The 19,638-nt window shown below is 61.1% G+C and carries 18 protein-coding genes; 7 read left to right on the forward strand and 11 right to left on the reverse strand.

Annotation, left to right across the window (positions count from 1 at the left end; genetic code table 11):
• Positions 1 to 136: 136 nt before the first annotated feature.
• Positions 137 to 1,792: an FAD-dependent oxidoreductase gene (locus tag AC1Q8Q_RS24680; protein WP_404821784.1), complete on the reverse strand. Its 1,656-nt coding sequence runs from the start codon at positions 1,790 to 1,792 to the stop codon at positions 137 to 139.
• 43 nt (positions 1,793 to 1,835) lie between these two features.
• On the opposite strand from AC1Q8Q_RS24680, the gene AC1Q8Q_RS24685 reads away from it, so the two are divergent.
• Positions 1,836 to 2,927 (forward strand): DUF1615 domain-containing protein, encoded by a 1,092-nt coding sequence (locus AC1Q8Q_RS24685; RefSeq protein WP_020799598.1) that lies wholly within the window; start codon positions 1,836 to 1,838, stop codon positions 2,925 to 2,927.
• Between the two features lie 107 nt (positions 2,928 to 3,034).
• Here AC1Q8Q_RS24685 and AC1Q8Q_RS24690 read toward each other — a convergent pair whose 3' ends face one another.
• Positions 3,035 to 3,436: a hypothetical protein gene (locus tag AC1Q8Q_RS24690; RefSeq protein ID WP_083349355.1), complete on the reverse strand. Its 402-nt coding sequence runs from the start codon at positions 3,434 to 3,436 to the stop codon at positions 3,035 to 3,037.
• A gap of 225 nt (positions 3,437 to 3,661) precedes the next feature.
• Between AC1Q8Q_RS24690 and AC1Q8Q_RS24695 the strand changes: the two genes are divergently transcribed.
• Entirely contained in the window at positions 3,662 to 4,285 is a 624-nt protein-coding gene (locus AC1Q8Q_RS24695) for a glutathione S-transferase N-terminal domain-containing protein (protein WP_033042476.1), read from the forward strand.
• Positions 4,286 to 4,329: 44 nt separating this feature from the next.
• On the opposite strand, the gene AC1Q8Q_RS24700 is transcribed toward AC1Q8Q_RS24695, so the two are convergent.
• Positions 4,330 to 4,770, reverse strand: coding sequence for a CBS domain-containing protein (locus AC1Q8Q_RS24700; RefSeq protein ID WP_007944798.1), 441 nt, complete (start codon positions 4,768 to 4,770; stop codon positions 4,330 to 4,332).
• A 275-nt stretch (positions 4,771 to 5,045) separates the two neighbouring features.
• On the opposite strand from AC1Q8Q_RS24700, the gene AC1Q8Q_RS24705 reads away from it, so the two are divergent.
• Complete coding sequence (locus AC1Q8Q_RS24705; protein WP_492615613.1) at positions 5,046 to 7,406, forward strand: DNA polymerase II; 2,361 nt, start codon at positions 5,046 to 5,048, stop codon at positions 7,404 to 7,406.
• Here the strand turns inward: AC1Q8Q_RS24705 and AC1Q8Q_RS24710 are convergent.
• Both AC1Q8Q_RS24710 and AC1Q8Q_RS24715 read right to left on the reverse strand, forming a co-directional pair.
• Positions 7,371 to 7,841, reverse strand: coding sequence for a DUF1810 domain-containing protein (locus AC1Q8Q_RS24710; RefSeq protein ID WP_151141253.1), 471 nt, complete (start codon positions 7,839 to 7,841; stop codon positions 7,371 to 7,373). The genes AC1Q8Q_RS24705 and AC1Q8Q_RS24710 overlap by 36 nt on opposite strands.
• A 27-nt stretch (positions 7,842 to 7,868) precedes the next feature.
• Complete coding sequence (locus tag AC1Q8Q_RS24715) at positions 7,869 to 8,690, reverse strand: aldo/keto reductase (RefSeq protein WP_492615614.1); 822 nt, start codon at positions 8,688 to 8,690, stop codon at positions 7,869 to 7,871.
• Positions 8,691 to 9,000: 310 nt separating this feature from the next.
• Between AC1Q8Q_RS24715 and AC1Q8Q_RS24720 the strand changes: the two genes are divergently transcribed.
• Both AC1Q8Q_RS24720 and AC1Q8Q_RS24725 read left to right on the forward strand, forming a co-directional pair.
• Positions 9,001 to 9,741, forward strand: coding sequence for a hypothetical protein (locus AC1Q8Q_RS24720; RefSeq protein ID WP_492615615.1), 741 nt, complete (start codon positions 9,001 to 9,003; stop codon positions 9,739 to 9,741).
• A 240-nt stretch (positions 9,742 to 9,981) separates the two neighbouring features.
• Positions 9,982 to 10,767, forward strand: coding sequence for a sulfite exporter TauE/SafE family protein (locus AC1Q8Q_RS24725; protein WP_033041934.1), 786 nt, complete (start codon positions 9,982 to 9,984; stop codon positions 10,765 to 10,767).
• Between the two features lie 47 nt (positions 10,768 to 10,814).
• Here the strand turns inward: AC1Q8Q_RS24725 and AC1Q8Q_RS24730 are convergent, their stop codons facing one another.
• From AC1Q8Q_RS24730 to speF, 3 genes are read right to left on the reverse strand one after another with little or no spacing between them, the layout of a single operon-like run.
• A complete protein-coding gene (locus AC1Q8Q_RS24730) occupies positions 10,815 to 11,720 on the reverse strand; it encodes an amino acid ABC transporter substrate-binding protein (RefSeq protein ID WP_432669257.1) in 906 nt (301 codons plus the stop codon).
• A 48-nt stretch (positions 11,721 to 11,768) separates the two neighbouring features.
• Complete coding sequence (gene potE, locus AC1Q8Q_RS24735; protein WP_432669258.1) at positions 11,769 to 13,109, reverse strand: putrescine-ornithine antiporter; 1,341 nt, start codon at positions 13,107 to 13,109, stop codon at positions 11,769 to 11,771.
• Between the two features lie 31 nt (positions 13,110 to 13,140).
• Complete coding sequence (gene speF / locus AC1Q8Q_RS24740) at positions 13,141 to 15,327, reverse strand: ornithine decarboxylase SpeF (protein ID WP_432669259.1); 2,187 nt, start codon at positions 15,325 to 15,327, stop codon at positions 13,141 to 13,143.
• A 278-nt stretch (positions 15,328 to 15,605) separates the two neighbouring features.
• On the opposite strand from speF, the gene AC1Q8Q_RS24745 reads away from it, so the two are divergent.
• Positions 15,606 to 16,355 carry a tetratricopeptide repeat protein gene (locus tag AC1Q8Q_RS24745; protein WP_492615616.1) on the forward strand — a complete coding sequence of 250 codons (750 nt, stop codon included), beginning with the start codon at positions 15,606 to 15,608 and terminating at the stop codon, positions 16,353 to 16,355.
• A 21-nt stretch (positions 16,356 to 16,376) separates the two neighbouring features.
• Here the strand turns inward: AC1Q8Q_RS24745 and AC1Q8Q_RS24750 are convergent, their stop codons facing one another.
• A complete protein-coding gene (locus tag AC1Q8Q_RS24750; RefSeq protein ID WP_168757564.1) occupies positions 16,377 to 16,745 on the reverse strand; it encodes a VOC family protein in 369 nt (122 codons plus the stop codon).
• A gap of 169 nt (positions 16,746 to 16,914) precedes the next feature.
• Here AC1Q8Q_RS24750 and AC1Q8Q_RS24755 point away from each other — a divergent pair, with 169 nt between their 5' ends.
• The gene (locus AC1Q8Q_RS24755) at positions 16,915 to 17,478 is read left to right on the forward strand and encodes a DUF4174 domain-containing protein (RefSeq protein WP_020798141.1); all 564 of its coding nucleotides are present in this window, start codon (positions 16,915 to 16,917) and stop codon (positions 17,476 to 17,478) included.
• A gap of 215 nt (positions 17,479 to 17,693) precedes the next feature.
• On the opposite strand, the gene ampC is transcribed toward AC1Q8Q_RS24755, so the two are convergent.
• Together ampC and AC1Q8Q_RS24765 are read right to left on the reverse strand one after the other, a co-directional pair.
• Positions 17,694 to 18,818 (reverse strand): class C beta-lactamase, encoded by a 1,125-nt coding sequence (gene ampC, locus AC1Q8Q_RS24760; RefSeq protein WP_492615636.1) that lies wholly within the window; start codon positions 18,816 to 18,818, stop codon positions 17,694 to 17,696.
• A 38-nt stretch (positions 18,819 to 18,856) separates the two neighbouring features.
• On the reverse strand, positions 18,857 to 19,594 hold the full coding sequence (locus tag AC1Q8Q_RS24765; RefSeq protein WP_454866475.1) for a Crp/Fnr family transcriptional regulator: 738 nt from the start codon (positions 19,592 to 19,594) through the stop codon (positions 18,857 to 18,859).
• Positions 19,595 to 19,638: the final 44 nt, after the last annotated feature.

Genomic DNA, 19,638 nt, shown 5'->3' on the forward strand with positions numbered 1-19,638 from the left:
CAGGGGCAAGAGCCCTTGGTTACTTAGGGCCGGGCGGCGTTCCGTTTTTCCAAGTGACTCGCCGTAAGGGCGAAACCCTAGGTGGCCGTTACCGCAGCAACGGATATACACCCAATCCAAATACCCCAACCTAAAATCAGGGCGCACCAAAGTACGGTCGGATCCCGCGGTCGCGAAAATACCGTTCGATCACCTTCGGGTCCGAACAGGTTTCGGCAATCGCCACGTATGTATCCGGCCGTAGCAGGTAGAACCCGTTGCGCCCAAGGCCGGCCGTTTCGAATGCCGGGCGCCAGCTGAACACATGCAGCGGCAGATGGTGCTCGTGGCACCAGGCGATCATCTCGTCGCTGGTGTCGCCATACACATGCACCTGCCAGGTCGGGCATTTGAGCGATTCAAAATTGTCACCTTCACCGTCGTGCGCCCAGGGCAGGCGGTCGCCACCATGCACCTGCCCGGCAACGCCTGTGCTCAAGGGCATGGCGCGATAGTTCAGGGTGATTTGCGACACGGTGCGGAACAGGAATTCGCGGGTGGTTTCGAACGAGGCCATTTTCGGAATCAGCAAGGGCGCCAGCCGCGTGCGCAACACATCCGCCATGGGCCCCTCGGCGGTAACGAACGTGAACACCCGGTCGGTGGTGGCCACCAGTTTGCGGGCGAAGGCGATGCGTTCGGTTTCGTAGGTGTCGAGTAATTTCGCCTCGGCGCCGCCGCTCAGTACCGCCGCGAGTTTCCAGGCCAGGTTGATGGCATCGCCAATCCCGGTGTTCATGCCCTGGCCTCCCGCGGGGCTGTGCACGTGGGCGGCATCGCCCAACAGGAAGGCGCGTGCGCTGCGAAAGTGATCCGCCACCCGATGATGCACGCGGTAGGTCGAGAACCAGTTCAGTTGTTCGACCTTGACCTGCATATGCTCGATGGCCCGACTGCTCACGTCGTCAAATTGCAGGGTTTGCGCCTGTTCGGCGCGTTCGTCGCGCACGGTGCCGATCAAGCGTGCCCGGCCGCTGCCAGCCAGTGGGAATACCGCGAGGAAATCTGCCTCATCCAGGTCCACATGCAGTTCGCCATTGAACGCCGGGCCGCTGGCGTGCACGTCGGCGACGTAGAAAACCTGCTGGTAGGTGCCGCCTGGAAAACCGGTGTCCAGGGTCTTGCGAACGATCGAACGGGCGCCGTCGCAACCGGCCAGGTAGCAGGCCTGGCAGGTTTCCTGTTGGCCGTCGGGCAAGCGCAGCGTGGCGCTGATGCCGTCATCGGTTTGCTCGAAACCTTCGAGCTCGGTGTTGCGTTCCACCGTGATGCCGAAGGTTTGCAGGCGATCGATCAGCAGCCGTTCGTGTTCGTCCTGCGGGAATATTTCGAGGAAGGCGTAGGGCGTCAGGCCTTCACCGACGCGGTTCAACGGCAGGCGCGCCACGGGCTGGCCTTTTACCCAGAAATTGGCGGCCGCGACCTGATGACCGTCGCGTACGATGGCGTCGGCCAGGTCCAGCTGGCGATACAGCTCCAGCGTGCGCGCCTGCACCGCCAGTGCCCGTGAAGTGGTGCCCGGTGCAGAAGTCTTGTCGACGATCCGCACGCGAACCCCCAGTTTGCTCAGCCATAGCGCCAGCACCAACCCCGTCGGGCCGGCGCCGATGATCAACACATCGCTACGCTGCATGACCCCGTCCTCTTGCCGTGTGCTGCAAGTATGGTCCAGCCTTGCGCAGCGGCCAGCGTTTTTCATCGGCACCTGAGGAACAGCCGGGTTCGCGCCACGGTCATAGCCTGCGCCATGCATTGATCGTATGGTTAACCCGGTTCAACGAACGCCCTGGAGCAACATGCAAGCCCATCGATTGATCATGAGCATCACCGCGTTACTGGTGGTGGCCGGTTGCAGCAGTCAGCGACCCCAGGAAACCGCGGCGCGCAAGCCCGCCGAGGTCAAGGCGCAAATCGTGCGCTTGCTGCCGGCCAAAACCGTCGATCGCCAAGGGTGGGCCACGGACATCTACGCCGCGTTTGCTGCGCAGAACATCGCACCGACCACGCAAAACCTCTGTTCGGTGCTGGCGGTCACCGAGCAGGAGTCGACTTTCCAGGTGGATCCCGGCGTGCCAGGGCTGGGCAAGATCGCCCGGGATGAGATCGATCGCCGGGCGGCCAAGGCGCATATCCCCCAACTGTTGGTCAGCGGTGCACTGCGGGTGAGTTCGCCCAACGGTAAAACCTACAGCGACCGGCTGAACGCCGCCCGCAGCGAAAAGGAACTGAGCGCGATTTTCGATGACTTCATTGGCATGGTGCCCATGGGCAAGACCCTGTTCGCAGGCTTCAACCCGGTGCACACCGGCGGGCCGATGCAGGTCAGCATCGACTTTGCCGAACAGCAGGCCAAAAGCTATCCGTATCCGGTGGAAGGCTCGATACGGCGTGAAGTCTTTACCCGCCGTGGCGGCATGTACTTCGGCATCGCGCATCTGCTCGGTTATCCGGCGAGCTACAAGCAGCCGTTGTACCGCTTCGCCGATTTCAATGCCGGTTGGTACGCCAGTCGCAATGCTGGCTTCCAGAACGCCGTGAGCCGGGCCTCGGGCATCCCGCTCGCGCTGGATGGCGACCTGGTCCGCTACGGTTCGATCATGCCTGGCACCACGGAGCTGGCGGTGCGCACCTTGGGCAAGCAGTTGGGCATGCGCAATCCGACGATCAGGGATCAACTGGAGGAGGGCAACACGCTGGCGTTCGAGGACAGCGAGCTCTATCAGCGGGTTTTCGCCTTGGCTGAACAGGCCGAAGGTCGTTCCCTGCCGCGCGCGGTACTGCCGGGGATCGTGCTGCAAAGCCCGAAAATCACCCGCAAGCTCACCACTGCCTGGTTTGCCAAGCGCGTCGATGAGCGTTACAAGCGCTGCATGGCGCGGGCAGGCTGAAGATATTGGCGAACGTCCACACGCTGTATGACTTTCGAGTTTTAACAGGCATGAAAAAGCCCGGCTGATCAGGCCGGGCTTTTTGTGGGTGCGGTGAAGCGAAGGGGTCAGGCGACAGTGTTGCCTTGCAGGCGGTCGGAGCCATCGGCGGCGACGGTGTTGCCTTGCAGACGGTCGGAGCCATCGGCGGCGACGGTGTTGCCTTGCAGACGGTCGGAACCATCGGCGGCGACGGTGTTGCCTTGCAGACGGTCGGAGCCATCGGCGGCGACGGTGTTGCCTTGCAGACGGTCGGAACCATCGGCGGCGACGGTGTTGCCTTGCAGGCGATCCGAACCATCGGCAGCCACGCGATTCTCGATCAAGCGATCCGAACCACCCTCGGCCACCCGGCTTTCAATCAGACGATCCGAGCCACCTTCAGCCACGACAGGCTGAACAGAGGTAGCGGCAAAAGCGTTAACTGCGAAAACCGAGAAAGCAATGCTGAGGAGAGTTTGGCGTTTCATGATCGTGTGCTCCGGGGTGTAGTTGTTTGGTATGGAGCTGATGTTACGCCGTGGATTTTTTTAGAGAACTTCATTGACGTGATGGTGAACATCGACGCTATTGATAGGGGCGGTGCGGTACCGTTCGTGGGCGTGATGGTGCAGTCGTCGGACGCTCGGGTCGTGGTCGATGGCGCCTTCTACACTGGATAGCTGGTGCTGATCGCGGCCAACCAGGAGGTATGTATGTATCAACTCTACGGACACCAGAACTCGGGCGCGGCTGCGATCGAGGCCGCCCTGGAGCTGTGTGAGATCGCCTATCGCTTCATTGATGTCGAAACGTCCCCGCAGGCGGCCCAGGCACTGGAGAAGCTCAATCCGCTCAAGCAGATTCCGACGCTGCAACTGCCCGACGGCAGTGTCCTCACGGAGAGCGCGGCGATCCTGATTCATCTCGGGCTGACATTTCCCGAGTCGAACCTGTTGCCGGCTGACCCTGCCGAGCGTGACCAAGCCATTCGGGGCCTGGCGTTCATCGTCAGCAATTGTTATGCGGCCATCGGCATCATCGATTACCCGGAACGCTGGCTGGCCAATGCGGATGAAGCCTCGCGGCAAAACCTCATGGCCGGTACCCGGCAGCGCTTGCATTGGAGCTGGGAAGTGTTTGCCGACCAGTTTTCCGCTGAGCTGTACCTGGGTGAAGAGGCTCCGGGCGCGCTGGATGTGCTGGCGGCCGTGGTCACACGCTGGGGCGGCAGCCGCGAGCATTTGCGCCGAACCCGGCCGGGCTTTTCCGCCTGGCTGGAACGCATTGACCGGCATCCGATATTGGCGCCGGTCTTTGCCAGGCATTGGCCTGCCTGATCACCACAAATTAATAATGTGGGGGGATTTGCAGTGTACCCGTACTATTCGCCGCGAATGTACTGCTCCAGCTGGCGAATCAACTCGGCCTGTTCGGCGATGGCTTCCTTGACCAGGTCGCCGATCGACAGCAGGCCGATCAACTTGCCGTTTTCCACCACCGGCAGGTGGCGCAGGCGTCTGTCGGACATGATGCCCAGGCAGGTGTCGACGGTTTGATGGGTGTCCACGGTGATGACGGGCGATACCATGATGTCGCGTACCGGCGTGCCCACGGAGGAGCGGCCATGCAGCACCAGTTTGCGCGCGTAGTCGCGTTCACTGATGATGCCCAGCACCTCGTCATTCTCTACCACCAGCAAGGCACCGACGTTTTTTTCGGCCATCTTCATCAGCGCTTCGAGCACCATGTGATCAGGTTTGATCTGGTGCACTTCCTGGTTCTTCTGATCTTTCAACTTGAGCAGTTGCGCGACGGTTTTCATGGCGGTTTTCCGGGTGTTGTCGTTGTCCTTGAAGAATCGTAGACCCAGGCGTTCAGGGCAAGGGCAAAAGCGGCAGATAGCACACAAAAAACGTCATTCGGCGGATTTTTTCCGAACCCGAAAAAATCGCAGCCTTTGTAGGAGCTGCCGCAGGCTGCGATCTTTTGATCTTGCTCCTGTAAATCAAAATCAAAAGATCGCAGCCTGCGGCAGCTCCTACAGGTGTGGATGACGCGTAGAATTACTCGCTTGAACAAAATCCGAGGTCTGCAGTGGTGGATTTACCCCAGGGCTTCGTCCTGACCCGGCATTGGCGCGACACGCCGGCGGGCACCGAAGTCGAGTTCTGGCTGGCGACCGATAGTGGTCCCCGGCGCATCCGCCTGCCGCATCAGCCGTCGGTGGCGTTCATCCCGGCCGATCAGCGCGGGCAGGCCGAGGCGCTGTTGCGCGACGAAAAAAACGTCGAGCTCAAGCCCCTGGCCCTGCAGGACTTTGAACATCGCCCGGTGCTCGGCCTGTATTGCCAGCAGCACGGGCAACTGATGCGCCTGGAAACCGCACTGCGCAGGGCGGGCGTCGAGGTGTACGAGGCCGATGTGCGCCCGCCGGAGCGCTACATGATGGAGCGGTTCATCACCGCGCCAGTACGCTTTGGCGGCACGCCGGGGGGCGATGGCCTGCTGCTCGAGGCGCAGATGAAACCCGATCCCGACTACCGTCCCAGCCTGAAACTGGTGTCCCTGGACATTGAAACCACCGCCCAGGCCGAGTTGTATTCCATTGCTCTTGAAGGTTGCGGCGAGCGTCAGGTGTATATGCTCGGCCCGCCCAATGGCGACCACGGCGCGGTGGATTTCCAGCTCGAATACTGCGAATCGCGAACCCTGCTGCTCAAGAAGCTCAATGAATGGTTTGCCCGCCACGACCCTGACGCGATCATTGGCTGGAACGTCGTGCAGTTCGACCTGCGGGTCTTGCATGAACACGCCCGGCGCCTGGCCGTGCCGCTGAAACTGGGGCGAGGCGGCGAGGAAATGCAATGGCGCGAACACGGCAGCGGCAATCATTACTTTGCATCCGCCGCCGGCCGGCTGATCATCGACGGCATCGAGTCCCTGCGCTCGGCGACCTGGAGCTTCCCATCGTTCAGCCTGGAAAACGTCGCGCAAACCCTGCTGGGCGAAGGCAAGTCGATTGATAACCCGTACCAGCGCATGGATGAAATCAACCGCATGTTCGCCGAGGACAAGCCGGCGCTGGCCAAGTACAACCTCAAGGACTGCGAGCTGGTCACGCGGATCTTCGCCAAGACCGAGCTGCTCAAGTTCCTGCTGGAGCGGGCCAGTGTCACCGGGTTGCCAGCCGATCGCATGGGCGGATCGGTGGCGGCGTTCACCCACCTCTACATGCCGTTGATGCATCGCCAGGGCTTCGTTGCGCCAAACCTGGGCAGCAAGCCGGCACAAGCGAGCCCTGGCGGATTTGTCATGGACTCGCGACCGGGGTTGTACGAGTCGGTGCTGGTGTTCGACTACAAGAGCCTCTATCCGTCGATCATCCGTACCTTCCTCATCGACCCGGTAGGCTTGATCGAAGGGCTCAAGCACCCCGATGACCAGGACTCGGTACCGGGTTTTCGCGGGGCGCGGTTTTCCCGCACCCGGCATTGCCTGCCCGCCATTGTCGCCCGGGTCGCCGAAGGCCGGGAAACCGCCAAGCGTGAGCACAATGCGCCGCTGTCCCAGGCGCTGAAGATCATCATGAACGCGTTCTACGGCGTGCTCGGTTCCAGTGGCTGCCGCTTCTTCGACACGCGCTTGGCGTCATCGATTACCTTGCGTGGCCACGAGATCATGCTGCGCACCCGAAAGCTGATCGAAAACCAGGGCCATACGGTGATCTACGGCGACACCGACTCGACCTTCGTCTGGCTGCGCCGCGCCCACGGCCAGCAGGAGGCCGCGCAGATCGGCCGCGCGCTGGTCGACCACGTCAACCAGTGGTGGCGTGAGCACGTGCGTGAAGAGTACGGCCTGGAGAGCGTGCTGGAGCTGCAATTCGAAACCCACTACAAACGCTTCCTGATGCCGACCATTCGCGGCGCGGAGGAGGGCAGCAAGAAGCGATACGCCGGATTGGTCACGCGCGCCAATGGCAGCGACGAAATGGTCTACAAGGGCCTGGAAACCGTGCGCACCGACTGGTCGCTGCTGGCCAGGCAATTCCAGCAGGAGCTGTATTCACTGATCTTCCACCGCAAACCCTATCAGGACTACGTGCGCGAGTATGTGCGCAAGACCCTGGCCGGTGAGTTCGACGACCGCCTGATCTACCGCAAGCGCCTGCGCCGCACGCTGGACGACTACCAGCGCAACGTCCCGCCCCATGTACGGGCGGCGCGGATTGCCGACGATTACAACGATCGCCAAGGCCGCCCGCGGCAGTACCAGAATGGCGGCTGGATCAGCTACGTCATCACTGTCGCCGGCCCCGAGCCGCTGGAGATCCGCAGTGCCCCCATCGACTACGACCACTACATCACCCGGCAACTGCAACCGGTGGCAGACGCTATCCTGCCGTTTGTCGATGACGATTTCTCAACCCTGGTGGGGGGGCAACTGGGCTTGTTTTGAGTCCATCAGCGACAGGGTCCAGTCATCCAGAATGCCGTGAAAGTATTGGTTCAAGGCTTGATGAAAGAGACTGTCGTCGTCCGCGACCTGGGCGAACAAGGTCATCGAGGAGCGAAATTTCAGGTCGTCGGGGTGGCCGAATATCGCTGCCACCGAGCGCTGCTGGATGTTCAGCACCTGTTGGGTACACGTGCGCAGCCGGACACCCAGCAGCGGGTGTTCAAGGTAGGCCTGCGCTTCTTCCCGGGAACGGATCGCGAAGCGCCGGGACATTTCGCTGTCACCCAACCCGGCGAACTGCGGGAAAACGAACCACATCCAGTGACTGCGCTTGTGGCCGGCTTCGAGTTCGGCCTGGACCCGGTCGAACACCGGGTTCTGCGCCTGGACGAAGCGTTGCAGGTTAAAGGCGTCCGGTTGATCGGTGCTTCTCATGTCGAAGCCCTCTGACACCGCGATGGCTTAGACCATGGCCAACCGCTGCTTGCGTTTGGGCGCCTGAAACGCTTGGTCCAGCGCCTCCAGATCCCCAGCCTCCAGCTTCAACTGCGCCGCTTGCGCATTGAGCCGCACGTGTTCGGGGCGGACGGCCTTGGGGATGGCGATCACGCCGTCCTGGCGCAGCAGCCAGGCCAGGGAAACCTGGGCAGGCGTGGCGTCGTGGCGGGCAGCTACTTGTTTGAGCGTAGCATTGGCCAGCATTTTCCCTGCCTGGCCGATCGGACAGTAAGCCATGACCGGCATGCGTTGCTCCTTGCACCAGGGCAATAGATCAAATTCTATGCCACGTTCCTCCAGGTTGTAGAGCACTTGATTGGTGGCACAGCCCTCTGTCGAGAGCTCTTGCAGGTCGTCGAGATCAAAGTTGGACACGCCCCAACGGCCTATCTTGCCGGCTTCACGCAGGCGTTCGAAGGCTTCTACCGTTTCTTCCAGGGGATACTGGCCGCGCCAGTGCAACAGGTACAGGTCGATGGAATCGGTCTTCAGACGTCGCAGGCTGCGCTCGCACGCCTGGGGAATGCCCTGGCGACTGGCGTTGTGCGGGTAGACCTTGCTGACGAGGAAGACCTGGTCGCGCTGGCCGGCGATGGCGTCGCCCACCACTTGCTCGGCACCGCCTTCGCCATACATTTCGGCGGTGTCGATCAGGGTCATGCCCAAGTCGATGCCCAGGCGCAGGGCGGCGACCTCCTCTTGATGGCGGGCAGGGTCCTCGCCCATTTGCCAGGTGCCCTGGCCGATGACCGGTACCCGGGTGCCGGCCAATTGCTGGGTACGCATGCTTTGCTCCTTCTGGTCATTATTTCTGTTGGCATCAGGATAGCCCCTCGGGTTCCATCCGGGTGGCTGTAGGAGCGAGCATGTCGAATCGTCGCACCGTCGCGATGGACGTCAACGATGACGTGGGAAACCTGACATCCCCACGGCGCTCTCAGGTTCATCGTCGGAACGCCGCCCGGAGCAGGCTCGCTCCCACAGGTGCCGGTGATCGATTGGCGACGCTCGTCACCGCACTTTTGCGCAACTTGCGGCTCTATCCCTTGCCAGCCGACGGCGATCCCCCCGTCGGCCCATGCCAAGTTCATCACCCATGGCTCGAGTTTCACCCCACATCATTCGCTCAATCGGCCTGCTACTGGGTGGCCTGTCGCTGTTGCTGGCCAGCGGTTGCAGTCATCAACCAGGCAACGACCTGTTCACCCAGATACGCGATGCCAAACCCCAGGAGTTCCTGCAGACCAGTGTCGACCGCATGGCGACGCTGGCCATGCGCGACAACCTCGACAGCCTTTACCTGCTGATGGGCAAGCTGTACCTGCGCAACCCCGAGGAGTTGAAGAAATCCGGCTTCCTCGATGCCCGGACCGCGGGCAAACAGGTGCGCATGGCCATTGAGCAGCAGCAGCCGTTGCCTACGCTTGGGGGCAAGAAGGACCTGGCAGCGCTGCGGTTTGCCATGAGCCCGGAGTTTCTCGGCGATCGCGTCGGTGCGTTCATCTATGCCATTGGCAGCATGCTGGTCACCGCCCACGGCAATCGCCTGGAGTTCTACATGACGGACGCGATCAACCCGACGTTCGTCAGCAACGCCGCGCGCAACATTGAAATCGCCACCTGGATTCTCAGCCAGCGGCAGACCAAGGACGGCCAGCCCATGCTGTTCTCCAACGAAATCTCGGAGGAGGGCAGCAACCTGAGTTTCGCCGTGGAGTTTGGCAAGATCGTCGCGCGGCTGGATCTTTTGACCCAGATGCTCGACGAGCGCTATCGGCGGATCGGCTTGAATTATGCCCAGAGCCTGCTGTTCCTGAATTTTCTGCCGGTGCAATGACTGTTCCGCTCGGCGTCGCGACGAATGACCACCTGAGCTGCCGCAGGCTGCGATCTTTTGATCTTGTTTTGAAGATCAAAAGATCGCAGCCTGCGGCAGCTCCTACAGGGCGGAATGCAGGATGCAAACAGGGCGGGATGCCAACAGGGCATAAAGATAGATCGCATCGATATAACTGGTTATAAGAAATATCGCTATGCTGCGGGCCAGTTATTTCCTGCAGTTTTTGTGGATGTCTCAATGGATTTGTTGAATATCGGGTTGGTCGTGGCCGGGCTGGTGGTCGGCTTTATCGTCGGCATGACCGGCGTGGGTGGCGGTTCATTGATGACGCCCATCCTGCTGTGGTTCGGCATCAACCCGGCCACCGCGGTCGGCACCGATTTGCTGTACGCGGCCATCACCAAGTCCAGTGGCGTGCTGGTCCACAGGAAGAACAACAATATCGACTGGTCGATCACCGGATGGTTGACCCTCGGCAGCGTGCCCGCGGTGATGTTGACGTTGTGGTTCCTCAGCAGCCTGAACGAAGCACCCGACGCGATGAACGCGATCATCAAGCAGGCCTTGGGTTTTGTCCTGTTCGCCACGGCGCTGGCGATCCTGTTCAAGAAGCGCCTGCTCGACTTCGCCCACAAGCGCGCCGGAGGCAACTACAAGCCCAGCGGCTCGCGCCTGAATGTCCTGACCGTAATCACCGGCCTGGTGCTGGGCACCATGGTCGCGCTGACCTCGATCGGCGCGGGAGCCCTGGGCACCGTGGCGTTGTTTATCCTCTATCCGTTGTTGCCGACCCGCCGCCTGGTCGGCACGGAAATCGCCCACGCCGTGCCCCTGACCCTGGTCGCCGGCCTTGGCCATGCGAGCATGGGCAATATGGACTGGCACGTGCTCGGTTACTTGCTGGTCGGTTCGTTGCCGGGGATTTACCTGGGCAGCCACCTGACCGGGCGCATCTCCGATGAATGGTTGCGCCCTTGCCTGGCGACGATGCTGGTACTGATCGGCTACAAACTGGCGTTCTAATCAATGTAGGAGCGAGCAGGCTCGCTCCCACAAAAAAACCATGCAGTTCAAGGCAATGCATACACCTTGAACAGCTTTTTCATCGTCTCGTTGATCCCGCCCAAGTACTTGTCGTAAGCCTGCTCAATGGCGCCGGAACGATAGGCCTCGCTCAGTGCCATATCCACCAGCAGGCGGAAGTCCTCGTCACCGCGTTCGACGATCATCGCCACCGGGGCGTACTCGAAGATGCGGTCCAGGACCATCAGGTCCTTGTTGGCGCCGCCTTTTTCCACCTGGTTTTTCAGAAGCATGCGCTCGGCAAAGAACGCATCGGCCTTGCGTGTGGCCACCAGCCCTGCGCCTTCTTCTATGTTGGCCACGGTCACCAGCGACGCGATCACGCCGAGCATGCGCATCCGTTCGCGAATCCAGTCTTCGGTCACACCGCCCTCGATGGCGGCGTAGGTCTGGTTGGCCAGGCCACGGTTGATCGTCGCCCGCCAGGTCGGGCCAGGATTGGCCTCCCTGCCGTTGAGCGCGTTGAGCAGCGGTTCGGCGGCATCCTTGCGCACCAATACCGAGAGGCCGGCGGTGTAGACCGGAATCGAGTAGCTGATGGTCTTGCGCCGTTCGAGGGTCGGTGGGGTCGGCGTACAGAGGATATCGACCTTGCCCAGTTTCACCGCGCTGGTCTCTTCGGCCATGGTGACGGGCTGGTAGCGTACTTGCAGGTTGGGCAGGTTGAGCTCGGTCTTGAGCTTGTCGGCGATCTTCAGGCACAGATCGATGGCATAACCGCTGGCTTTGTCGCCTTGCGCAACGCTGAAGGGCGACAGGTCGGGCACGTAGCCCAGGGTAAAGGCATTGCTGGCGCGTATGCGCTCCAGGGTGTTGGCACCCGCCACCATTGGCAGCGCGGTAAACACCAGGGCGAGCAGCAGGCGTGTGGTTTTTGCAAAGGGTGCGTTCATGTCCGTTTCCCCCGTGTAGGAATGTCGGTGCAATCCTGGTTGCGATGCCTAAACATTGCCGGTCCTGGCCTGGACGGCGGCTGGCACGTCGACGAAACGCTTGGCGAGGAAACCATAGAGCAGGTAACCCAAGGCGAGCACCAGTGTGCCGCCAAATACCGCATCCTTGCCGCAGGCATACAGGGCGTACAACGAGTAGGCCACCGCCACCAGCAGCACCACCAGGTTGCGCGAGTACACCGCGGGCCCCACTTGGGCTTTGTGCATGATCACCAGCAAGCCGGTCAGCGCCGTTATGTAGGGGATCAGGTTGGTCACCGCCGCCAGGCTGACCAGTTTGCTGAATTGCGCAGCGGCATCGGGTGAGATGGTCGACACGGCCATGATTGTCTGCAACACGCCGCAGACGATCATGCCGATCACCGGTGCGTTGCTGGCGTTGACCTTGCTGAACAGCTTGAGGAACAGGTTCTGGTCGGCGGTCATCTTCGCCGTTTGTGCCAGGGTGAATTGCCAGCCCAGCAGCGAGCCAACGCAGGCCATGATCGCCAGGGCCATGACGATGTTACCCACCAACGGGTTGAACATCTTGGCGTAGACCAGCGCGAATGGCGCCGAGGAATTGGCCAGCTCGGCATTGGGAATGATGCCCTGGATGACGGTGGTCGACAGCACATAGACCGTGGCGGCGCCCAGGGTGCCGAACAGGCAGGCCAGCGGTACGTTGCGCTTGGGGTCTTCCACCGCATCGGTGGCCTGGGCTGCCGATTCCATGCCCAGGAATGCCCACAGGGTCAGGGGGATGGCCTTGCCGATGGCTTCGGAGATGGCCAGGTTGTTGGGGTTCCAGGCGGCTTCCAACAGTTTGGCGTCGAACCAGAACCAGCCGATGATACTCAGGCCCGCCACCGGAATGATCACGCCCCACACGGTGAAAGCACCGATCTTGCCGGTGATGCTCGGGCCGCCGAAGTTGGCGATGATGGTGATCCAGATCAGCGCGACCGTGCCGACGAACAGCGGGATTGCACCACTGCTGAGCCAGGGCAGGAAGGCGCTCATGTAGCCCACCGCCGAGATCGCGACGGCGACGTTGGCGATTGCCAGGGACAGGAAGTACAGGTACGAGCAGAGGAAGAACCCCGACTTCGCATGGGCTTCCTCGGTGTAGGCGGACAACCCGCCGGAACGTGAGCAGAACACCCCGCACTGGGCGAAGCAATAAGCGATGGCCATCGAACCGATCGCCGTGAAAATCCACGACAATAGCGAGACTGCACCGAGTTGGGCCATGTTGGTGGGAAGCATGATGATGCCTGAACCCATCATGTTGACCGTGACCAGCGTGGTGAGCCCCATCAGGCCCATTTTCTTGCTTGAATCAGCCATCGCACACTCCTTGCCCTGTTCAAGTCGAGGATCAGCTCTTGAGCACATACCCATAAGCGCGAATACGGCCGCCTTGTTCTTTCAGGTACACGCCCTGCAGTTCCGGGGTGAACCCGGGCAAAGCGTTGATGCCTTCTTCCAGCGCCAGGAAATACTTCAGGACCGCACCCCCCCAGATTTCCCCCGGCACCACGCACAACACGCCGGGCGGGTAGGGCAGCGCGCCTTCGGCAGCGACACGGCCATCGGCATCGGCCAGCGCGACCAGCTCGACATTGCCACGGATGAATTCGATTTGAGCCTGTTGCGGGTTCATGGCTTTTTTCGGGAAGTGCTCCTTGCGGAACATGTCCTTCTGCAATTGCTGCACGTTATGGCTGCGGTAGAGATCGTGCATTTCCTGGCAGAGCTGGCGAATCGTGTAGTTGCGATAGCGGTCTTCAAAGCGTGTATAGATGGCCGGCAGTACCCGGCTCATGGGCGCGTCATCGCTGATGAACTGTTCGAAGCGTGCGAGTTGCGCGGCAAGATGGGCCATCTTCGCCCAGTCTTCGGCGGGCGTGAGCAGGAACAGGATCGAGTTGAGGTCGCACTTTTCCGGAACGATGCCGTTCTGGCGCAGGAAGTTGGCGAGGATGCCGGCGTGGATGCCGAAGTCGGTGTAACTGCCGTCAATCGGGTCAATGCCGGGAGTGGTAAACAGCAGCTTGCAAGGGTCGATGAAGTATTGCTTGTCGGCATAGCCGGGGAAGGCGTGCCAGCGATCCTTGGGATGGAATTCGAAGAAGCGCAGGTCGCTGGCGATGGCGTCGGTGGGGTGATCCTGCCATGGGCGCCCGTCGATGGTTTCCGGCACGAACGGGCGCACCAGGGTGCAGGCTTCCAGGATCAGCTTGCGCGCGTTGATGCCGAACTTCACGCAGTCTTCCCACAGGCGCAAGCCACTGCGCCCGGCGTGGATACGCGCGTTCACATCCAGCGAGGCGAACAGCGGGTAGAACGGGCTGGTGGAGGCCTGGGCCATGAACGCGTTGTTCAACCGCGCGTGATTGCAATAGCGCGGCTGGCCCTTGATGTGGCGGTCCTTCTTGTGGATCTGCGACGCCTGGGAAAAGCCGGCCTGCTGTTTGTGCACCGATTGAGTGACGAAAATACCCGGGTCGTCTTCACCCAGTTCGAGCAGCATGGGCGAGCAATCCTTCATCATTGGGATGAACTGTTCGTAGCCCACCCACGCCGAGTCGAACAGGATGTAGTCGCACAACTTGCCGATGCGGTCGACCACCTGGCGAGCGTTGTAGATGGTGCCGTCATAGGTGCCCAACTGGATGATCGCCAGACGAAATGGTCGCGGTAGCCGGGCCTTGTCCGGGGCGACTTCATTGATCAGTTCGCGCAGGTAGTTTTCCTCAAAGCAGTGGGCGTCGATGCCGCCGATAAAGCCGTAGGGGTTGCGCGCGGTTTCCAGGTACACCGGCGTGGCCCCGGCCTGGATCAATGCGCCCTGGTGGTTGGATTTATGGTTGTTGCGATCGAACAGCACCAGGTCACCAGGCGTCAGCAGGGCGTTGGTGACCACCTTGTTCGACGCCGATGTGCCGTTGAGCACGAAGTAGGTCTTGTCCGCGTTGAACACTGTCGCGGCATGCTTCTGCGCCTGCAGGGCCGGGCCTTCGTGGATCAGCAGGTCGCCGAGCTTGACGTCGGCGTTGCACATGTCGGCGCGGAACAGGGTTTCGCCAAAGAAATCGAAGAACTGGCGGCCGGCGGGGTGCTTGCGAAAAAACTGGCCGCCCTGGTGACCGGGGCAGGCGAAGGTCGCATTGGCGGCCTCGGTGTAGTGCTTGAGGGCGTCGAAGAAGGGCGGCAACAAGTTTTCTTCGTAGGCCTTGGCGGCGGTTTCGAGTTGGTTGCCGTAGTACTCGGCGTTGTAGCTGGAGAGGTCGAACACACCGTTGACCAGCAGGATTACCTCGTGCAGGCGCTTGTAGACATCCAGTGCCCGATTGCCGGCACCGCCGCGAGGCACCACCAGAAACAGCGGGATGTCGAAGCCTGTTCGTTGAATGGCATCCAGCGCGCCACCCATTACATCGTCTACGGTCAGCACCGCGGCGGCGACATCGGTAAAGTCGGTCTGATCCAGGGCAACAATCGGGCGAGAGGTATGGAAACAATTCAGGACGGCATCGCTTGCAGCAACTTTCAAAACATTCATGCCCAGTGGCTCCTGGTCTGTTTTGACGATCTGTCATGGCAGGCAAACTTGCCCAGTTGGGTATAGTTCATTTTTTTTAAGCTGAAAATTTTAATGATCTTTATAAGTCCGTGGCTTGACTGGTCGATTGACGAGTCGAACACGGCATGAAGGGGCGTTGCCTCGGGAACTTCATGGCGATAATCGGGTCAACAGGGGCCCTGTATCGGAGTTTCCGAGCAGTGCTGGTGGCCTGCTTTCATGGCGGTGCCGTCCGAGATCAGCTGAGTCTGCCCCTGATGCCAACCAAGCGTTTTCTGCCGAGCCTCATCCTGGCGTGCTGCGCCATCGCGTCGCTTTACTCGCAGGCTGGCGAGCGAACAGCGCCCGCGCAAAGTAACAGCGCATCCACCACCCTGATCGAAACCGCCTCTCGCCAGTACGAAAATGGCCAGTTGGACCAGGCCGCAGCCACGCTGGAGCGTGCCCTGCATATCCAGCCGAACAATCCCGCGACCCTGCATTACCTCGGTGTGCTGCGCCTGCAACAGGGGCAATATCAGCAAGCTGAAACCCTGGCGATGCGCTCGAACATGCGGGTTGGTGGCAATGTCCAGTTGCGCAACCGCAACTTCCAACTGATCCAGGCGGCGCAGCAGGCCCAGGCTTCGGGGACCCCACCCAAGGCCCAGGAGGACCTGCTCGCCTTGCAGAAGGCACGCGAGGAGGAGGCGCAAAGTCGCCGCGAAGCAGAACTCGCCGCGGCTGGACCAGCCTTGGAGAACACGGGGCCGCTTGCCGGCAATTTCGCTCGGGTGGCCGACTCTGCGGCGACTGCCACGCCACGGCCAGAAGGACAATTTCAGGTGGCTGCCGCCGAGCCAGGGCCCGTGTCCGATGAGATTGCGATTCCACGCGGCCATTGGCCACCGCCGGGTCAATGCCGCATCTGGTTTCCTGATCGCCCACCGGGCCACCAGCCCCCCGCCGGTAACTGCAAGAAGCTGCGAAAACGGGTTCCGCCAGGCGCCTTCATGATGCAGGGTTGAGTGGCCGCCAGGGAAGGGGCCTCATTCGCGGGTGAAGATCTCCAGTAGATGCCCATCCGGGTCGTCGAAATACACCCGCCGTCCTCCGCCATGGTCATTGATTTCATTTGGCCGCCGCTTGCCTGGATCGGCCCACCATGGCTGCCCGTTTACCTGCAGGCGAATGAACGCCCGGTCGAAATCGTCGTCGCCGAGCAGGAACGCGTAATGTTGCGAGGCGATCGGTGGATCGTTGTCGTAGAAGTCCAGCGACACCTGGTTGTCGAGCCTGACGATCAGCATCGGCCCGAAAGGTTCTGGAGGCGGCAGGCCGAGGAGTTCGGCCAGGAAATGTGCCGACCTGTGCTTGTCGCGGCACCAGACAATGGTGTGGTTCAACCGGGCGCTCATGACGGTCCCTCGCATCGATTCAGGACATGTTTTCAGATTAGTCCAGCCTGTTGCGCAATGACCGCCCTCGCCTAAGCTTGGAGCAAGGCGAAACACATTTGCCGAGCGTCACCGGAACGAACGCCGCGATGCGCAATCATTAGAGCGTGGATATCAAAAGGAGATGCGCATGCTCATCAGGTCACTGACCCTGGCTACCTTGCTGGCGATTGCCGGCCCCTTGTTCGCCGCCGATGGCGATTCACCTCTGGATATCGACAAGGGCAGGGCCCGGCCGCTGATCGTGATTGCCCCGAGCACCGTCGACCCCGTCTGGGTCAACCTGAAAAAATCGCTGGAAGATCCCGCCAACAAACAGGGTGTCGCTGACCGCAACATCAGGGTGTACAGCGTGCTGAACATGTCCGGCCAACTGGACGGCAAGGACCTCGGCCAACAGGACACCATGGCGTTGATCCGTGCGCTGAAACTGGGGGCCGGCGCCTTGCCCAAAGTGATCCTGGTGGGCAAGGACGGCGAGAAGAAACTTGAAAGCTCAGGGGAAGAATCCAAGTCGGTCGACCTGAAGAAAATCTTCGCCACCATCGATGCCTTGCCGGCGACCGAGAAGGAAGCCGCGGCCCCCACGCCTCCGCCGGTTGCCGAAACCCCACCGCCCAAAGGGGCTGCCAAGGCCGCCAAAAACGCCAAGCCGGCAAAACCGGCCAAGCCACCGGAAATGCCGGATGATTAGTCTGGGTGGCGCTGGAAACAGGTTTTCCAGTGGGTGGGGAGTGACTGGTAAAACGGGCGCTGGACAACATCGCCCCCCCGCAATAGCGCTAATCCTCTGTAGGAGCGAGCATGCTCGCGAAAAACTCGAGGGCGCCGCGGGGCATCTGGTTTTACGCGTTATCGTTCACGACCATCGCGACGATTCGACGATTCGACGATTCGACATGCTAGCTCCTACAGGGCCAAAGCGCTCAGAATCTGATGAGCAATCTTCACCCGCTCTGCATTCGGATAATTTTTATTCGCCAGAATCACAACCCCCATCCCCTTCGCCGGTACATACGCAACGTAAGCCCCGAACCCACCCGTCGACCCCGTCTTGTTGACCAGCACATTCCCAGTCTGCGGTTGCGGCGGATTCAGCCACTGGACCGGGTGCGCCTGCATAGCCATCTCCGTCGAATTACCCGCCAGCAAGCGATCAAGCGTGACCGGGTAACGGTACATCTCCCACCCCAGTCCCTGGGTCATATCACCGACGCTGTAGTAACCGGTATGGGTCAAGGCGATGGCCTGTTGCAAGGGTTTGTCCAGGCTTGCCGGTTTGAGGTTGGCCTGAACAAAACCAATCAAATCCGCAGCGCTGGTTTTCACCCCGTAGGCTTCGGCATCCAGCGCTCCCGGCCCGACCCGCACGGGTTTGTCCGCCTTGTCGTAGCCCTGGGCATACAGCGCCATTTGATCCTGCGGCACCTTGGTCCAGGTGTGTTTCAGCCCGAGTTGGGGCAGCAGGGTGTTTTCCATGGCGTCATCGAAGGGTTGCCCCATGGCCTGGGCGGCGAGGTAGCCGGACAACCCGATGCTGGGATTCGAATACAGCCGTTGGCTGCCGACGGGATATACCGGTTTCCATTGCTGGTAGTAGCCGAGCATCTTATCGGCCGAATCCGCCTCGGCAGGAAATTGCAGGGGCAACCCGCCGGCGGTGTAGGTGGCTAGCTGCAACACACTGATGTGGTCGAACGCGCTGCCGCGCAAAGCCGGCAGCACCTTGCTGGCCTTATCGGTCAAGGCCAGTTTGCCGGTGGCCTGGGCGTAGGCGATGAGGGTGGCGGTGTAGGTTTTGCTGACCGAGCCAATCTCGAACAGGGTGTCTTGCGTCACCGGCTTGCCGGTCTCTTTTGACGCTATGCCATAGTTGAAATATTGCTGTTTGCCGTTGACGGTGACGGCCACGGCCATGCCGGCAATGCCCTGGGCGTGCATGACGGGGCGCACGGCGTCGCTGACGATCGATTCTAGGTGATCCTGCGCGAGCGACTGGCCTGCCGCCAGCATCGCGGCACAAACCGCTAACATCTTCAATCTGCCTGGATTGAGGGTGTCCGTCACAGGTTTCACTCCTTTCGTTTGTCGCGCCGTATCGGAAAGTAGGGCAGCAAGCGTTCGGTTTCTCTCTTGACCACGGCGTAACATTCGCAACTCAGCTCCTCCAGACGAGCCCTGTCCAGGACCTTGATGTGTCCCCGAGTATATTCGATGACGCCCAGGCGCTGTAGCTTGCCGGCGGCGTCGGTCACGCCTTCGCGGCGTACGCCAAGCATGTTGGCGATCAGTTCCTGGGTCATGGTCAGTTCATTGCCCGGCAGGCGGTCGAGCGACAGCAGCAACCAGCGACACAGCTGCTGGTCGATGGCGTGGTGACGATTGCACACCGCCGTCTGGGCCATCTGCGTGATCAGTGCCTGGGTGTAGCGCAGCATCAGCAGCAGCATTTCTTCATGGCGGTTGAACTCGTCCTTGAGTTGCTGGCCGGGTAGCCGGAAAGCTTGCCCGGCACTTTGCACAACGGCTCGACTGGGTGTGCTTTCGCCGCCCATGAACACGGCAACGCCGATCAGGCCTTCGTTGCCGACCACCGAAATCTCGGCGGAGGCGCCGTTCTCCATCACGTACAACAGCGACACGATGGCATCAGTGGGGAAGTAGACATGCCGAAGGGCGCCACCGGACTCATAGAGCACTTCGCCCAGTGACAGTTCGACAGGCTCCAGGTGGGGGAGCAGGCGTTCCAGCGCTGACGCCGGAAGCGCTGCCAGGAGGTAGTTCTGTTGTGGCTTGGGTACGACAGACATATTCAGCCACCCTTCGAGGGAGAATTCCCTGAGGGGGGCAGGTT

This window comes from Pseudomonas sp. GW823-FHT06B06 (assembly GCF_058795195.1).

What these genes read in the sequence shown, in the direction of transcription:
- AC1Q8Q_RS24680 (WP_404821784.1), bottom strand. Translation starts at nt 1,792, where the DNA reads ATGCATGGCGCAGGCTATGACCGTGGCGCGAACCCGGCTGTTCCTCAG.
- AC1Q8Q_RS24685 (WP_020799598.1), top strand. Translation starts at nt 1,836, where the DNA reads ATGCAAGCCCATCGATTGATCATGAGCATCACCGCGTTACTGGTGGTG.
- AC1Q8Q_RS24690 (WP_083349355.1), bottom strand. Translation starts at nt 3,436, where the DNA reads ATGAAACGCCAAACTCTCCTCAGCATTGCTTTCTCGGTTTTCGCAGTT.
- AC1Q8Q_RS24695 (WP_033042476.1), top strand. Translation starts at nt 3,662, where the DNA reads ATGTATCAACTCTACGGACACCAGAACTCGGGCGCGGCTGCGATCGAG.
- AC1Q8Q_RS24700 (WP_007944798.1), bottom strand. Translation starts at nt 4,770, where the DNA reads ATGAAAACCGTCGCGCAACTGCTCAAGTTGAAAGATCAGAAGAACCAG.
- AC1Q8Q_RS24710 (WP_151141253.1), bottom strand. Translation starts at nt 7,841, where the DNA reads ATGAGAAGCACCGATCAACCGGACGCCTTTAACCTGCAACGCTTCGTC.
- AC1Q8Q_RS24715 (WP_492615614.1), bottom strand. Translation starts at nt 8,690, where the DNA reads ATGCGTACCCAGCAATTGGCCGGCACCCGGGTACCGGTCATCGGCCAG.
- AC1Q8Q_RS24720 (WP_492615615.1), top strand. Translation starts at nt 9,001, where the DNA reads ATGGCTCGAGTTTCACCCCACATCATTCGCTCAATCGGCCTGCTACTG.
- AC1Q8Q_RS24725 (WP_033041934.1), top strand. Translation starts at nt 9,982, where the DNA reads ATGGATTTGTTGAATATCGGGTTGGTCGTGGCCGGGCTGGTGGTCGGC.
- AC1Q8Q_RS24730 (WP_432669257.1), bottom strand. Translation starts at nt 11,720, where the DNA reads ATGAACGCACCCTTTGCAAAAACCACACGCCTGCTGCTCGCCCTGGTG.
- potE (WP_432669258.1), bottom strand. Translation starts at nt 13,109, where the DNA reads ATGGCTGATTCAAGCAAGAAAATGGGCCTGATGGGGCTCACCACGCTG.
- speF (WP_432669259.1), bottom strand. Translation starts at nt 15,327, where the DNA reads ATGAATGTTTTGAAAGTTGCTGCAAGCGATGCCGTCCTGAATTGTTTC.
- AC1Q8Q_RS24745 (WP_492615616.1), top strand. Translation starts at nt 15,606, where the DNA reads ATGCCAACCAAGCGTTTTCTGCCGAGCCTCATCCTGGCGTGCTGCGCC.
- AC1Q8Q_RS24750 (WP_168757564.1), bottom strand. Translation starts at nt 16,745, where the DNA reads ATGAGCGCCCGGTTGAACCACACCATTGTCTGGTGCCGCGACAAGCAC.
- AC1Q8Q_RS24755 (WP_020798141.1), top strand. Translation starts at nt 16,915, where the DNA reads ATGCTCATCAGGTCACTGACCCTGGCTACCTTGCTGGCGATTGCCGGC.
- ampC (WP_492615636.1), bottom strand. Translation starts at nt 18,818, where the DNA reads ATGTTAGCGGTTTGTGCCGCGATGCTGGCGGCAGGCCAGTCGCTCGCG.
- AC1Q8Q_RS24765 (WP_454866475.1), bottom strand. Translation starts at nt 19,594, where the DNA reads ATGTCTGTCGTACCCAAGCCACAACAGAACTACCTCCTGGCAGCGCTT.